Annotated in this window: 12 protein-coding genes; 5 read left to right on the forward strand and 7 right to left on the reverse strand. The window is 45.2% G+C overall.

Features of this window, described 5'->3' with window-relative positions:
* The first annotated feature begins 356 nt into the window (after positions 1 to 356).
* From D0T51_RS09900 to D0T51_RS09915, 4 genes are all read left to right on the forward strand, one after another.
* On the forward strand, positions 357 to 1025 hold the full coding sequence (locus D0T51_RS09900; protein WP_163728743.1) for an MIP family channel protein: 669 nt from the start codon (positions 357 to 359) through the stop codon (positions 1023 to 1025).
* A gap of 174 nt (positions 1026 to 1199) precedes the next feature.
* Positions 1200 to 2087: a metal ABC transporter solute-binding protein, Zn/Mn family gene (locus D0T51_RS09905; RefSeq protein WP_163728746.1), complete on the forward strand. Its 888-nt coding sequence runs from the start codon at positions 1200 to 1202 to the stop codon at positions 2085 to 2087.
* Entirely contained in the window at positions 2080 to 2838 is a 759-nt protein-coding gene (locus D0T51_RS09910; protein ID WP_163728750.1) for a metal ABC transporter ATP-binding protein, read from the forward strand. The genes D0T51_RS09905 and D0T51_RS09910 overlap by 8 nt, the downstream gene beginning before the upstream one ends.
* A gap of 12 nt (positions 2839 to 2850) precedes the next feature.
* The gene (locus tag D0T51_RS09915; protein ID WP_163728753.1) at positions 2851 to 3873 is read left to right on the forward strand and encodes an NAD(P)-dependent oxidoreductase; all 1023 of its coding nucleotides are present in this window, start codon (positions 2851 to 2853) and stop codon (positions 3871 to 3873) included.
* 40 nt (positions 3874 to 3913) lie between these two features.
* On the opposite strand, the gene D0T51_RS09920 is transcribed toward D0T51_RS09915, so the two are convergent.
* From D0T51_RS09920 to D0T51_RS09930, 3 genes are all read right to left on the reverse strand, one after another.
* Positions 3914 to 4687, reverse strand: a complete 774-nt coding sequence (locus tag D0T51_RS09920; RefSeq protein ID WP_163728756.1) for a head GIN domain-containing protein — start codon at positions 4685 to 4687, stop codon at positions 3914 to 3916.
* Between the two features lie 16 nt (positions 4688 to 4703).
* Complete coding sequence (locus tag D0T51_RS09925) at positions 4704 to 6275, reverse strand: beta-N-acetylhexosaminidase (RefSeq protein WP_163728759.1); 1572 nt, start codon at positions 6273 to 6275, stop codon at positions 4704 to 4706.
* Between the two features lie 87 nt (positions 6276 to 6362).
* Positions 6363 to 7010 (reverse strand): DUF2490 domain-containing protein, encoded by a 648-nt coding sequence (locus tag D0T51_RS09930; RefSeq protein ID WP_163728762.1) that lies wholly within the window; start codon positions 7008 to 7010, stop codon positions 6363 to 6365.
* A gap of 133 nt (positions 7011 to 7143) precedes the next feature.
* Here D0T51_RS09930 and D0T51_RS09935 point away from each other — a divergent pair, with 133 nt between their 5' ends.
* Complete coding sequence (locus D0T51_RS09935) at positions 7144 to 8319, forward strand: CapA family protein (RefSeq protein ID WP_163728765.1); 1176 nt, start codon at positions 7144 to 7146, stop codon at positions 8317 to 8319.
* 61 nt (positions 8320 to 8380) lie between these two features.
* Here D0T51_RS09935 and D0T51_RS09940 read toward each other — a convergent pair whose 3' ends face one another.
* From D0T51_RS09940 to D0T51_RS09955, 4 genes are all read right to left on the reverse strand, one after another.
* A complete protein-coding gene (locus D0T51_RS09940) occupies positions 8381 to 8938 on the reverse strand; it encodes an ORF6N domain-containing protein (protein ID WP_163728767.1) in 558 nt (185 codons plus the stop codon).
* A 213-nt stretch (positions 8939 to 9151) separates the two neighbouring features.
* The gene (locus D0T51_RS09945; RefSeq protein WP_163728769.1) at positions 9152 to 12361 is read right to left on the reverse strand and encodes a S41 family peptidase; all 3210 of its coding nucleotides are present in this window, start codon (positions 12359 to 12361) and stop codon (positions 9152 to 9154) included.
* A gap of 101 nt (positions 12362 to 12462) precedes the next feature.
* Positions 12463 to 13032 carry an ORF6N domain-containing protein gene (locus tag D0T51_RS09950; protein ID WP_163728772.1) on the reverse strand — a complete coding sequence of 190 codons (570 nt, stop codon included), beginning with the start codon at positions 13030 to 13032 and terminating at the stop codon, positions 12463 to 12465.
* 122 nt (positions 13033 to 13154) lie between these two features.
* Positions 13155 to 14795, reverse strand: a complete 1641-nt coding sequence (locus D0T51_RS09955; protein ID WP_163728775.1) for a fumarate hydratase — start codon at positions 14793 to 14795, stop codon at positions 13155 to 13157.
* Positions 14796 to 14889: the final 94 nt, after the last annotated feature.

A 14889-nucleotide genomic window follows, 5' to 3' on the forward strand; every position in this document is an offset into this window, starting at 1 on the left:
GTCCCCCTCTTCTTATCCAAGAAGAGGAGCCAAGATAGTGCTGGTTGGTGTAAGGGGATGTATTGCGGGGGGCTGACCCAAAAGTCGGTTTTTCTTATAATCACCCCCTCTACAGGTATCTGTAACAGGGGTGAAAATCAGTTTTTCGGACTTTTGGGTCAGCCCCGGCCAGGATAGTATCAGACACTACCTTATTCCCCATTTTGCTTTACGCTTCGCGAAGCGATCTATGATTTAATTTGAAAACAATAATCCCTCTCTCTTTGTTAAGCATACGGCAAATCGTTAAAAATTAGAGTAAATAAATTTATTTCTCTACCTTTGCAAAGACTGTTTAACTTAAATATAAAAGAAAAATGAAAAAGTATCTTGCAGAATTAATCGGGACTATGGTCCTTGTACTTATGGGTTGTGGTAGTGCCGTATTTGCTGGCACGGGGCAGCCATTTGCCGCTGTGGGCACATTAGGAGTAGCCTTTGCCTTTGGGTTGGCTGTATTAGCGATGGTGTATACCATTGGAAAAATTTCCGGCTGCCACATCAATCCGGCGATAACGTTGGGTTTATTACTTTCCAATAAGATTTCAGGTAAAGATGCAGGTATGTATATGGTGTTTCAGGTAGTAGGAGCCATTCTGGGTTCGGCTATACTGTATATATTAGCAAAAGATTCGGGATCGACCACTACCCTGACAGGCGCGAACGGATATTCAAATGTTCTTCCTGCATTTATAGCAGAAACAGTATTCACCTTTATTTTCGTATTGGTGGTATTAGGTGTTACTTCTAAAGGAGCCGAAAACAAATTTGCCGGTGTTGCCATCGGTTTAGCTTTGGTATTGGTTCATATCGTTTGTATCCCTATCACCGGCACATCGGTGAATCCGGCACGTAGCATAGGTCCGGCCTTATTCCAGGGTGGTGAAGCACTTTCTCAATTGTGGTTATTCATCGTAGCCCCGTTCTTGGGAGGAGCCATGGCTGCCTTTACATGGAAAGCGCTCGATAACGACACAGAAGAATAATCCGGCCGAACAGGCTAAGAAAAAGGATTTACGATCCGAAAGATTGTTTCAAACGCAGGTTTGAAAAATAAAAATATTGTCGAAATAAACCGGCTGAAGGCTTTTTTTTAAACCTTTCAGCCGGTTTTTTATGAATAATTGTTTTCGTACCTTTGTCAAAAATACAATTTCAGGATGAAACATTTCTATTTTTTTATTTCATGGATACTCCTTGTCTCTTGTCAATCCAAACCGCTATCAGAGAAAGTAATTTCGGTGACTATCGAACCGCAACGTTTCTTTGCAGAAAAGATCGCAGGCGACAAGTACAAGATAAACACCGTCGTACCGGTCGGACAAAGCCCGGAGACATATGACCCGACGCCGCAGCAAATGGTGCAAATCGGACAAAGCACAGCATATCTGCAAATAGGGCCTATCGGATTCGAACAGGCCTGGATGAAAAGTATACAAGAGAATAATCCGGATCTGATCTGTTTTGATTTGTCCGAAGGGGTAGGGTTTATCGCGAACAAGGAAGAATCTATTCACCCTCATCCTGACGGAGAGGAATGTGCTCACCACCACCATCACCACCACGGGGAGCTTGATCCGCATATCTGGAGTTCTGTTCACGGAGCCCGGCAAATAGCGGCAAACACATTCAAAGCCTTTGTGGCATTAGACAAAGAGAACGCGGCCTTTTACCAAGCCAATTATGCCCTTTTGATCGATGAAATCGAAAAAACAGGCGAAACCATCAAGCAACTGTTGAAACCGGTTTTAAGCCGTACATTCATCATCTATCACCCGGCATTGACCTATTTTGCCGAGGAAAACAACCTCACCCAATTATGCATTGAGATGGATGGAAAGGAGCCTTCTCCTGCCCAATTGAAAGAGTTGGTCGATACAGCCAGAAATCACAATACACAGGTGGTCTTCGTTCAGGAAGAGTTTGACCAGAAAAATGCCGAATTGATCGCGAAAGAGACCGGTTGCCGCATTATACGGATTAACCCGTTGGCCTACGACTGGCAGAAAGAAATGATGCATATCGCTAAATCGTTGATGGATGAATAAATTGATTGAGTTAAGAGATATGAGTGCCGGGTACGGGGAAAAGACAGTCCTGCGTGACATCTCCTTATGTGTGTATGCGAACGATTTCTTAGGCATTATCGGGCCGAACGGTGGAGGCAAGACGACGCTTCTCAAAGTGATTCTCGGCCTGCTTCCCCTTACATCGGGAAGTATCCGTTTTTTTCAGGAAGACACGGTGGTTCCTGCGTTACGGATCGGTTATCTGCCTCAACTCAATAGGATTGATAAGAAGTTCCCCATCTCTGTCAGGGAGGTAATATCTTCCGGCCTTTCTTCCGAAAAACCTCTTTTCCGGGGTTTTGATAAAACACAACAAATGCGGATAGACGAGACACTCCAACAGATGGGTCTGGAAGACCTGGAGGCGCGTCCGATTGGCGAACTATCCGGTGGGCAGTTGCAACGTGTGTTATTAGGGCGGTCCCTCGTTTCCCGTCCACAGGTATTGATTTTGGATGAACCGAATTCGTATGTGGATAAACGTTTTGCTTCCCGTTTCTATCAGTTATTGGAAGAGATCAATAAAGAAAGTGCCATCATCCTGGTATCCCACGATATGGGAACAATCCTTCCCATCGTAAAGAATATAGCCTGTGTAAATGAAACATTACACTATCATCCGGGCACGGATGTCGCGGAAGAATGGCTGGATAACACCTATGCCTGTCCTATGGAACTGGTAGGTCATGGAGATTTGCCGCACCGGATACTCAAGTCCCACAAACAGTAAGATGTCAATCAGATGAAAACAGAGAAACAAAAAGTATTGATCACGGGTGCCAGTGGATTCATTGGCGGGTTTCTGGTGGAAGAAGCCTTGCAAAGAGGGTACGATGTATGGGCCGGTATCCGTTCGGGGAGCAGCCGTGCCCACTTACAGGATGAACGTATTCATTTCATTGATTTAGCATATAACGACAAAGACAAACTCAAACAACAACTCGCTCTTTTTGCCGCAGAGCATGGTCCCTGGAAGTATATCATCCATAATGCGGGCCTCACCAAGACGATAGATAAACAAGACTTCTTCCGCGTGAATGCCGAGTATACACATACGTTTATCGAAGCCCTGGCTATTGCCGGTTGCCGGCCGGAAAAGTTCCTGTTGATGAGTAGCCTGAGCAGTTATGGCACAGGAGATGAAAAGACTTTTCGTCCGATCCGCCTGGACGATGCCCAGAATCCCCTTACGGTTTATGGAAAAAGCAAACTGAAAGCTGAAAACTATGTACGCAGCCAAACCTATTTCCCTTATGTCATTCTTCGCCCGACAGGTGTATACGGTCCGGGAGAGAAAGATTATTATATGGCCATCAAAAGTATACAGTCCGGATTCGATTTTGCAGTCGGATATACTGCTCAACGTATCACATTCATCTATGTGAAAGATCTGGCGACAGTAGCTTTCCTGGCTTTGGAAAATGAGGCAGTGCAGAACCGGCATTATTTCGTGGCCGATGGCGACGTACATACCGATCATTCTTTTGCCCAACAGATTCAGCAGATATTACAGAAAAAACGGGTGTTGCACGCACGTATCCCTTTGGCATGCACCTATATGGCCTGTTGCCTGTCCGAAGGAATCGGAAAAATAATGAAGAAAAGCATGACGCTCAACAGCGATAAATACATCATCCTTAAACAGCGTAACTGGATATGCGACACGACACCGCTTCAGGAGGATTTGGGATTCACGCCTGCTTACCCCTTACAAAAAGGATTAGAAGAAACGATTCAATGGTATAAAAAAGAAGGTTGGCTGTGATTCACACAACCAACCTTTCTTTGTCTATTCTTTCTCTTCTTTAATTTGCATTTTTTATGCGTCCCACTCCGGAGGCATTAGCATTTACGGTAGCCTCTCCTTTATAAGAGATACTTCCTACTCCGGATGCTTTGGCAGACAACTTTTCGGAGGCCCTCACCTCCATATTACCCACTCCACTGACATGGCATGCCAATTCTTTTACCACGCAATCATAAGCGAAGATTTTACCTACCCCGGAAAGGTCGTATTTGGCCTTATCCACTTTCCCTTTCAGAGAGAGATTCCCTACTCCGGAAACAGAGCCGTTCAATACCTGGCAGGACAGATCTGAGAGGGTGATATTGCCTACCCCGGATACTCCCAGTTTCAGTTCATCGGCCTGTAATGCACCTTCGACAATGAAATTCAGACAACCGGTGATATCCACCTTTTTCAAGGCGGAAGATCCACCTTTTATACTCAACAATGTAGGCAGGATCTGGTAGTTTTCCTTTGCCTGAATCCGAAGAGATCCTCCTTTTTGTTCAACCGACAGATAATCAAAAAGATTTTCATCCATCGTGATCACTAAAGTAGCCGATCCGTTCCTTTGCGTATATTCAAAAGATAACTCTTTCTTTGTACTCTTTTTTAAAAAACGAATCCCGGAACCACTGCTTTCGATCCCGCTCCCTAAAAAGAGTTGATCAAACTCTTCCACATCAATCTTTTTTGTAATCGTATGCCCATTGCCTTCTACTTTTTCAGCGGCAAAAAGGTGAGTTACTTGAAAGACAAACAAACAAATAAATAAAACGATTTCCTTTTTCATATTCTTTTGCTTTTTATTATCCGTTTTGCAATAAATCTTCTTTCTCCGGTGAGGTCGGTTCGGGGCGCATATCCGGAGCGAATGGATTGAAATAGTAAATACCTTTAGTGTCCAGGAACTCCAGGAAACGCGGTAACTTTTTCATAAAAAGAGAGCTTTCTTTGGCCTTAGGCAATGTCCAGGCCGACTCTGCCACGGCTACCAGACGAGGGAAGACCATAAAATCCAATCGTTTAGGGTCAGCTATACGTTCTGTCCACATAGACATTTGCATCCCCATGATCTGGTCTTCATAATTTTTCATCAGATGAATGACATTATCCGGAAAACGATAAATATCCTCAATCGGGTTATAGCCATTCCATAAACGTCCGACAGCATGCCCTCCGTATTGTACAAAATCACCATACAAAGGACGACGTGGAGTCATGATTACGCGGAAGCCTTGTTCCAAAGCCTTTACCAACTGATACTGGCGATCGTGGCGCCACCACATCACAACGGCTTTAGAGGGTGAAACACCCGCATCCACAATCTCATCCCAGCCAATGATTGTTTTCCCTTTAGACGCTACCATATCGGCTATTCTGCGAATAAAATAATGTTCCAACCCCACTTCGTTCACCAATTTCTTCTCCTGGATAAACTGTTGAATCTCCGGATCTGTAAACCAACTCTGATTCCCATAATGCACCTCATCGCCTCCAATATGGATATAAGGAGAAGGGAACAGGGTAATGATTTCATCAAGTACATGGCTGATAAACTCATAGGTCTCTTCTTTGCAGGGATGAAAGGTAAAATGCTGCCAACGTCCTTCCCCGCCCCCGGATACTTCCGGATAAGCCCGGCAGACCGCTGTTGCATGTCCGGGCATATCGAACTCGGGAATCACCGTGATCTGGCGTTCAGCTGCATAAGCGACTATCTCTTTGATATCTTCCTGGGTATAATAGGTGGCCGGTGCTTTCGGATCGTGCCAGTTACCTATGCCACCGACTGTTGTCAGTTTCGGGTAACGTTTGATTTCAATACGCCATCCCGGTTCATCCGTTAAATGCCAATGGAATATATTCATGCGCAGAGAGGCCATGATGTCCAGGTATTGCTTCACCTTTTCTTTTCCAAAGAAATGGCGACTCTCATCGAGCATAAAGCCACGCCAACCATATCGCGGTTGATCTTCAATCCGGCAGGCATTTAAAGAACCTTTGTTGAAACGAATCAATTGCAATAAAGCTTCTTTGGCATAAAACAAACCGGATATGGAAGAGGCCTCTGCCTGAATAGCTGAAGAGGTGATCTGCAAAGAATAAGCTTCCGGAGCCATGGCTTTTTCTTTGTTCAATTTAAAATGAACCGTTCCACTTGATGCAGCATCGGATAAATGCATCTCTTTCAGGTTCTGAGAGAACTGATCGGCAATCTTTTGGGCATCTCCCTGCGCTTCGATTGAGAGGTTATTACCGACCACAAAGGATCCTTTCCCTTGCATTGTTTTTGCCGGAGTAGGAAACAAAGGCATTTGCGCCCCAAGCGAAGTGCTTAAGAATGCAAAAAGCAAAATGAGTTGAATTTGTGTTTTCATACAATGATATCTATTAAATTATAAGATTTTAAACTTTCCGTCAAAGATAAAAATCTTCTCTTACATACTTCCCCGAAAAGAGTAATTCTATATAGAGAGAGTCATTACATAGGATATTCCAATGACGTTATTGGCAAAAGTTTTCTGGAAATAAGCTTCCCGCATATAATACATTCCCAGGAAATGCTGTGAGTCGATCATATAGTTCAGTCCTACGGCATACCTGTTTTTATGATGAACCATCTGTTTCGTTTTTACATAATAATACAACTCCAGGTAGGTATAAGGCTCTATGTTCCTGACGGGATACTTCAGCCTGAGACGGTCCCGGATTCCCCAGGAGGGTGTGTTGATCTTTTCGAAATCATCTAAAAAAGAAAAACGGTTGTCAATCTTAATTCCCTGAAAGTAAAACGAAGATTCATTTTGCAACAACAAACGATGTTCCCAGATAGTACCCCTATCAAAGGTATGGGTTAAAAAAGCCTCATAGCCGCCACTTACTTTCAAAAGAGGAGAAAAAGTATACCGTCCATACGTTCCGATAGAAAAGAGATCCATCTCCCCCATATTCTCTTTGGAACGGTATTCCAGACTGGCCGTATAATCCCAATGCCCCTGTGTCAAAACGAGGTCTGTGGTGATCCAACCGGAAACATCCGATTTCTTTTGTGAATGCATAACAGGCACTGTAATAAGAGAAAAAAGAAGGAAAAGAAGACTTTGTTTTTTCATGGTATAAAAAAGGATCTGTACAAAACTACAAATTATTCTTCTATCTTTGCTGAAAACAGGATGAGGTTTGGCAATTTCTTATGGAGAATAATACCCCTTTGGATTGCGCTCGGCTTTTAGAATCTTTACTTCCATGAAACAAACAAAGTACATAGTTCCGGTTTTAGTTACTTTCCTATTTGCCGGTCTGATCATTTATTCTACCCGGGGGAAAGCCTCTGTAGAAGAAACCATAGAGAAAGAAACTGTGGTCTTGCCCGATACATTGAAACTCCTTTTTGTGGGGGATGTCATGGTACATTCCCGTCAGTTTGAAGCTGCTCTTTACGAAGGAGGAGATAGTATGTACAACTTCCATCCGACCTTGCAGTACATCCAAGAATATATTTCTTCGGCAGACTTTAGTATGGCGAACCTGGAGGTCCCTTTCGGGGGGAAACCTTATACTGGTTATCCGATGTTTTCTTCTCCTCCGGAAATAGTGGACGATTTGATAAAAGCCGGTTTCAACGTTTTTTTTACAGCCAACAACCATGTGGCCGACAAAGGGAAAAAAGGGATCGAAGGGACTCTTGAACACTTAAAGAAGAGTGGTGCCTCTTTTACCGGATCTTTCAAGGACTCCCTCGAGCGGGCAGAGAACTATCCACTATTGGTAGAAGCCAAAAACATCAAACTATGTCTATTGAATTATACCTATGGCACTAACGGGATGCCGGTATACAAACCCAATCTGGTAAACCGGATCGATACGCTTCAGATAAAAAAAGACCTGGAAAAAGCCAAGAGTCAAGCGCCCGATTATATCATTACCTGTATCCACTGGGGAGAGGAATACCAGCAGAAAGAAAATGAAAACCAACGTGAGCTCGCACGTTTTCTGGCAGAAAACGGATCCAACCTTATTGTGGGTGCTCATCCCCATGTTGTTCAGCCTTTCGACAAGATAATTACGCAAAAAGGAGATACGGTACCGGTCATTTACTCTCTGGGTAATTTTGTTTCTAATCAGCGGTGGAGATATTCTGATTGCGGTATTGTTTTTGAAGTTATTTTGGTCAAATCAGAGAACCGGCTTGCACTCCACTCTGTCGCCTATGAACCTTTTTGGGTGAACAGATACAATGATCATATCCGCTCGCTTTATCGCATCATTCCGGTAAACGATTACTTGCGTGATTCAACAAAATATGAGTTGAATGCCGTAAGCCGGGGAAATATGATGCAATTTTATGATGATGCCCGGAAGACACTCCAAAATCTGACATATAGCAACTTTTACAAAAAAAAATCTCGTTCGCACTTATAAAAAGAAGTATGTTATCAGTTGTACTAAATCGCAAGATTTTGTTGCATATGTAAATAGGCAATTAAGGTGATATAAACCCAATCGGATTACGGGGTTTATCGGACAGTTTGCGGTTGGCCTGCAATTCGGCCAGGGATTCATTAATCAGTTCGAGTTGCATGCGGGTATCTTCATGCAGGTCATTGTAATCGGTGAATACCTCTTCGATATATTCTTTAAGTTCCTGCACTTCGGTTTTCAGCTCATTGTATTTGTCGACCGGAGGATTGGCCAGCAACCGCCTAACAGCGACAAAAGCACGCATAATGGATACATTGACTTCGATTGCTATATCACTATTAAGCACACTACTAAGCATAGATACCCCTAATTCGGTAAAAGCGTAAGGCATATAACGAGTACCTCCACGTTTTGAGGTGCAATTTTGGCACCTCAAACTGTCAAATTCATTTTTAGTCATTTCAAACATAAAATCCGAAGGAAAACGTTTGATATTATTTTTCACTGACCGTTTGAGATATTTGGTCTCAATTCCATACATCTCTGCCAGATCAAAGTCTAACATCACTCGCTGACCGCGGATCTCATAAATTTTGGATTGGATAAGTGTGAGTTCCATAGTTATTGTTGTTATGGTTTATAGTTGGAAACGTAAAAATAAGAAAAACAGAATAAAGAAAAAAAGAGGATACCCGGTTTTATCCCCTGGATATCCTCTTTGTAATCCACTTTTTTATGCTCTCTTGCCAGTAAAGACCACCGCTGTATAATCAAAGATAAAGTTTGGAATGATAAAGGTATTGATCTGAAGCTCGGTGGGAGACAATAGATTTTACTTATTCCATACCCGTGGACCTGGGATCGGAGCTTTCGGTTTCCGTTTTTTCAGGTCTTTCATCACCTCTTCGATCGCGCGGTTCAATTGCTGATCTTCGCCGTTCCATTCTTTGATCGGATCGTTATCCACTTCGATATCCGGAGCAACTCCGTAGTTTTCGATAATCCAATCGCCGGTTTTCGGATCGTAGCTGGTAAAGAACGGTACGCGGATATCTGTTCCGTCCATATAAGGCAGCGGGCCACTGATGCCGACAATACCACCCCAGGTACGTGTACCGATCAGTTTACCCAGTCCCAGGGCACGGAATCCCCAAGGGAACAGGTCGCCGTCGGATGCCGAATATTTATTGATCAGGCAGACTTTCGGTCCGATCTGTACGGCGTCGGGCACAGTTCCGATCATTGCCGAACCACGGCGCATCGTCAGGCGATACGGTTCGCGCGCCAGGCGTTCGAGGATCATCGGTGAAACATTGCCACCGCCATTGGCCCGGTCGTCGATAATCAGTCCTTCTTTATCGAGCTGCGGATAGAAATAACGGGAGAACTCATTCAATCCGTCCACACCCATATCGGGGATATAAATATAACCCACTTTGCCGTTGGTCGCTTCATCCACTTTGCGGATATTGTCCTGTATCCAGTTGTAGTGGTAAAGCGAATATTCTTCCATCAATGGACTGATTACTACCTTACGGGCACCAGCCAGTTGCGGTTTGGTGTTGAGCATCAGTTCGGTCGGCACGTCGGCTTTCCCAACCAACAGGCTATACATATCTTTTACACTATTGGTGGCAACCCCATCGATAGCTACGATGAATTCGCCCTTTTTGGCTTCTACGCCCGGCTCGGTAAGTGGTGAACGCAGATCTTTACTCCACGACGCACCCGGCAGAATTTTTTCCAGGCGGAAGAATCCGCTCTTATCGCGGGAGATCTCAGCGCCGAGCAATCCCAATGCGATCCGCTTCGGACGGTCGGTCTCTCCCGGATTCACATACGCGTGACCGCAATTCAATTCGCCGATCAGTTCACCGATCACATAATTCAGGTCCAGACGGGTTTTTACATAAGGCAATAATACTTCGTATTTCTTTTTCATCGCTTTCCAATCGACCCCATGCATATTCTCCACATAGAATCCATCGCGGAATGCCCGCCATGCCTCGTCGTAGATCTGTGCCCATTCCTGCGGATAATCCACCGGAATTTTTATATTCGACAGGTTGATCGCTTCTTTCAAATCGGCCTTTCCACCGGGGATATCCATTGCGTAATATTGCGTGCCTTTGGCAAAAAGCGCCTTTTTACTTCCCGGAGTCACATACATGGACGCGCCTTCGATTACGGTCTCTTCTTTTTGTTTGGCCAGGTCGTACACCTTCGTCGCACCTTGGGAGTAATAATATACTTTCTTACCATCGGAATAGAAATTGAAATAACGGCCACCCCGCAAAGGCAGTTTCACGATACGTTCCGCAATTCCTTCCGGATCGAAGCGGACATTGACAGCTGCTGTTTCTTCTTTTTTAGCCTCTTCTTTCTTTTCGGCTTTCAGTTCCGCGTCTTTTTCCATAAAAGGAGAAGGCGTGTCTTTTGACAATAAAGCCAGGTAAACCCCATTCATATTATTATACACATGGTTCCACTCGGTCGATCCGTAGGTCGGATTGAAATCGCGTGCCGAAGTAAACACCAGGTATTTGCCGTCGGTGCTGAACACCGGTGAAGAAGAATCGTACCATTTGTCGGTCACCGCGTATTCTTTCCGCTCGTTGAGGTTGTAGAGGTAGATAATCGAGAATGTGTTATCCGCCGGGCGGGAATAAGCAATCCATTGATTATCGGGAGATATATCCGTTACACGTATCTCTGAATTGGGATCGCGAAACAGTTCGTTTACTCTTTTGGTTGCCACATCCAATAGGTTCACCCGGTTTTTCCGGTCGGTGTAAACGATCTTTTTCGCATCCGGACTCCAACGGAACGTACGGATATAAGTGTCGTTATTACGGGTCAACTGCACGGCTTCGCCGCCTGCTGCCGGTTGCAGATAAAGTTCGGTTTCTCCCGTTTCATCGGAGATATAAGCGATAGATGTGCCGTCGGGCGCCCATGCCGCGTCACGCTCATGCGCGCCGGGTGTACGGGTGATATTACGTGTCACCCCTTTGTCGACCGGCAGGTTGAACACCTCGCCGCGGGCGGTCATCACCACCCGTTCGCCACCGGGAGAAAGGCTGATGGCACGAATATATCCGCTGCCGTCTTTGATCTCGCCGCGGGCATAGATATTATCGGAAGAAAGGGAGATATTCACCTTCCGCGGTTGCCGGCTGGCGGCGTCCATGGTGTAGATATATCCGCCGTTCTCGAACACGATCGTATTGCCGTGCGCGCTGGGGAATTTGATATCATATTCGGTGAAATCGGTTACTTTGGTCGTTTGTTTGTTTTTTGTATTGTAAACGAACAGGTTCATGGTCCGGTCGCGGTCGGAGAGATAAAATATATCATCGCCGATCCACATTGGCATAATATCCTGCGCTTTGTTACTGGTGATGTTCTCTACCGCTTTTTTGTCGGGCGAATACACCCATATATCGTCGGCCATACCCCCTTCGTAGTATTTCCAGGTACGAAATTCGCGCATCACCCGGTTGTAGGCCAGTTGTTTGCCGTCGGGCGAATAGCTGCAGAATCCTCCTTCAGGCAAAGGAATCACTTTCGAAAGACCACCTTCCCGGTCGACGGTATAAAGTTTGCCGGTGAATCCGGTACTAATCCGGTTCCGGTACACGATATGTTGCCCGGAGGGATGCCAGGCCAACACCATATTGTTCGGTCCCATACGGTCGCCCAGATCGTCGCGCTGGTTGGTCGGCGTATAGGTCAGGCGCAGGGGTTCCCCACCTGTTACGGGGATGGTGTACACCTCCGTGTTCCCATCGTATTGTCCGGTGAAAGCGATGGTTTTGCCATCGGGCGAGAACTTGGGGAACATCTCGTAGCCGACATGTGAAGTCAATCGTTGCGCTTCGCCGCCATTGACCGATACCTTATAAAGATCGCCGGCATACGAGAAGACGATCTCGCTCCCGTTTGTTGCCGGGAAACGTAACAAACGTGCTTCATCAGCCGCGTTTATCCCGGCCAACATACTGAAGCATACCCACAAAGAAAGAATTGATCTTTTTATCATATATATTCGCATTTAGTTTTATATGCGAAGATAGTGAAAGCCGAATACGGAAACAAACTTGGAAGTTAATAAATTAACACGAGTTTGGAGGAGGAGTATTTTCATTCATTGGCGGTTATAAACCCAATCGGATTACGAGGTTTATCGGACAGTTTGCGGTTGGCTTGCAATTCGGCCAGGGATTCATTGATCAGTTCGAGTTGCATGCGGGTGTCTTCATGCAGGTCATTGTAATCGGTGAATACTTCTTCGATATATTCTTTGAGTTCCCGCACTTCGGTTTTCAGTTCATTGTATTTGTCAATCGGAGGGTTTGTCAATCGTTGGCGCATAGTTACAAAAGCACGCATAATCCCCCGGTTTACCTCAATAGCAGTAGAAGAATTGAGTATGCTACTTAGCATAGCAACACCAAGTTCAGTAAAGGCAAAAGGGGAATATTTGATATTACTACCCTGTTTCCTGTTCAAGGTGCCAATTTGGAACCTTGAAAGTTCTTCACGAGTGAGTTCAAACATAAAATCTTCACCTTCGAATCTTTCGGGATTTCTTCTTACCGACCGTTTGAGATACTTGGTTTCAATTCCATATATCTCAGCCAGGTCAAAGTCTAACATCACCCGCTGCCCGCGAATCTCATAAATCTTGGATTGAATAAGTGTGAGTTCCATAGTTATTGCAGTTATGGTTTATACTGGAAAACGTAAATATAACAAAAACAGAATAAAGAAAAAAAGGATACCCGGTTTTTACCCCCGGATATCCTCTTTATAAATATTCTGATCAAACAAACTTATTTACATCCGCTGCAACGGGGTTTGAGTTGTTTGAAGAAATCGTTTCCTTTGTTATCGACAAGGATAAAGGCAGGGAAATCTTCGACTTCGATTTTCCAGATCGCTTCCATTCCCAGTTCCGGATATTCCAGACATTCAACCTTTTTGATGCTCTCTTGTGCCAGGATGGCCGCCGGGCCTCCGATACTTCCCAGGTAGAAACCACCATGCTTGGCGCATGCATCGGTCACCTGCTGGCTGCGGTTTCCTTTAGCGATCATAATCATACTACCGCCATTGGCCTGGAACAGGTCGACATACGAGTCCATACGTCCGGCTGTTGTCGGGCCGAACGAACCGGAAGGCATGCCTTTCGGTGTTTTTGCCGGACCGGCATAATATATCGGGTGATCTTTCACGTATTGAGGCAGTCCTTCGCCACGGTCGATCCGCTCTTTCAGTTTCGCGTGGGCGATATCCCGACCAACGATAATCGTTCCACTCAGAGACAAGCGGGTCGATACCGGATATTTATCCAGTTCTTTCAAGATATCAGCCATCGGCTGGTTGAGATCGATCTTCACCGCGTTGCCTTCGCCTGCCTGACGCAGTTCTTCGGGGATCAGACGTCCGGGGTTGGTTTCCATCTTTTCAATCCAGATACCGTCTTTATTGATCTTCGCTTTGATATTCCGGTCGGCCGAGCAAGATACGCCCATACCCACAGGGCAGGAAGCGCCATGGCGTGGCAAGCGGATAATGCGGATATCGTGCGCATAGTATTTACCGCCGAACTGAGCTCCCAACCCGATATTACATGCCGCTTCGAACACTTGTTTCTCGAGTTCGATATCGCGGAATGCCTGGCCACCTTCGTTCCCTTCGGTAGGTAGGTTGTCGTAGTAATGAGCAGATGCCAATTTCACGGTTTTCAGGTTGGTTTCCGCCGAAGTACCACCGATCACAAAAGCGATATGATACGGAGGACAGGCTGCTGTTCCCAATGTTTTCATTTTCTCTACCAGGTAAGGAACCAATGTGTCGGGATTCAACAACGCTTTGGTTTCCTGGAACAAATAGGTTTTATTTGCCGAACCACCCCCTTTGGCGACGCAGAGGAATTTGTATTCCATACCTTCGGTGGCATAGATATCGATCTGTGCGGGCAGGTTCGTTCCGGTGTTCTTTTCGTCGTACATGTTCAGAGGCACGTTCTGCGAGTAACGCAGATTATCCTCCGTATAAGTTTCATAAACTCCTTTCGACATCGCTTCGGCATCGTCGTAACCGGTCCATACCTGTTGTCCTTTTTTGGCAACGATAATAGCCGTACCCGTATCCTGGCAGAAAGGCAATTGTCCTTTGGCCGATACTTCGGCATTACGCAGGAAAGTTAACGCCACAAACTTATCGTTGTCGCTTGCTTCGGGGTCGGATAAGATCTTAGCCACCTGTGCCTGATGATCCGGGCGCAGATAGAAAGCGACATCATGAAAACAGGTTTTCGTGAGCTGAGTCAGCGCTTCCGGTTCAACTTTCAATACTTCTTTGCCTTCAAATTCGCTGACAGATACGTAATCTTTTGTAAGCAGATAATACTCCGTTGTGTCCTTTCCCATTGGGAATGGCTCCTGATACTTAAAAGGAGGTGTTGCCATATTCTTTACTATTAGTTTATTATTTGATTTGTCTTTTTTTGCAATGGGCAAAAGTAAAGAATAATTTGCTATAGCCGGACACAGGTTATCAATA

This window comes from Parabacteroides sp. 52, assembly GCF_010500925.1.
In the GTDB taxonomy this organism is placed as follows: domain Bacteria; phylum Bacteroidota; class Bacteroidia; order Bacteroidales; family Tannerellaceae; genus QVMG01.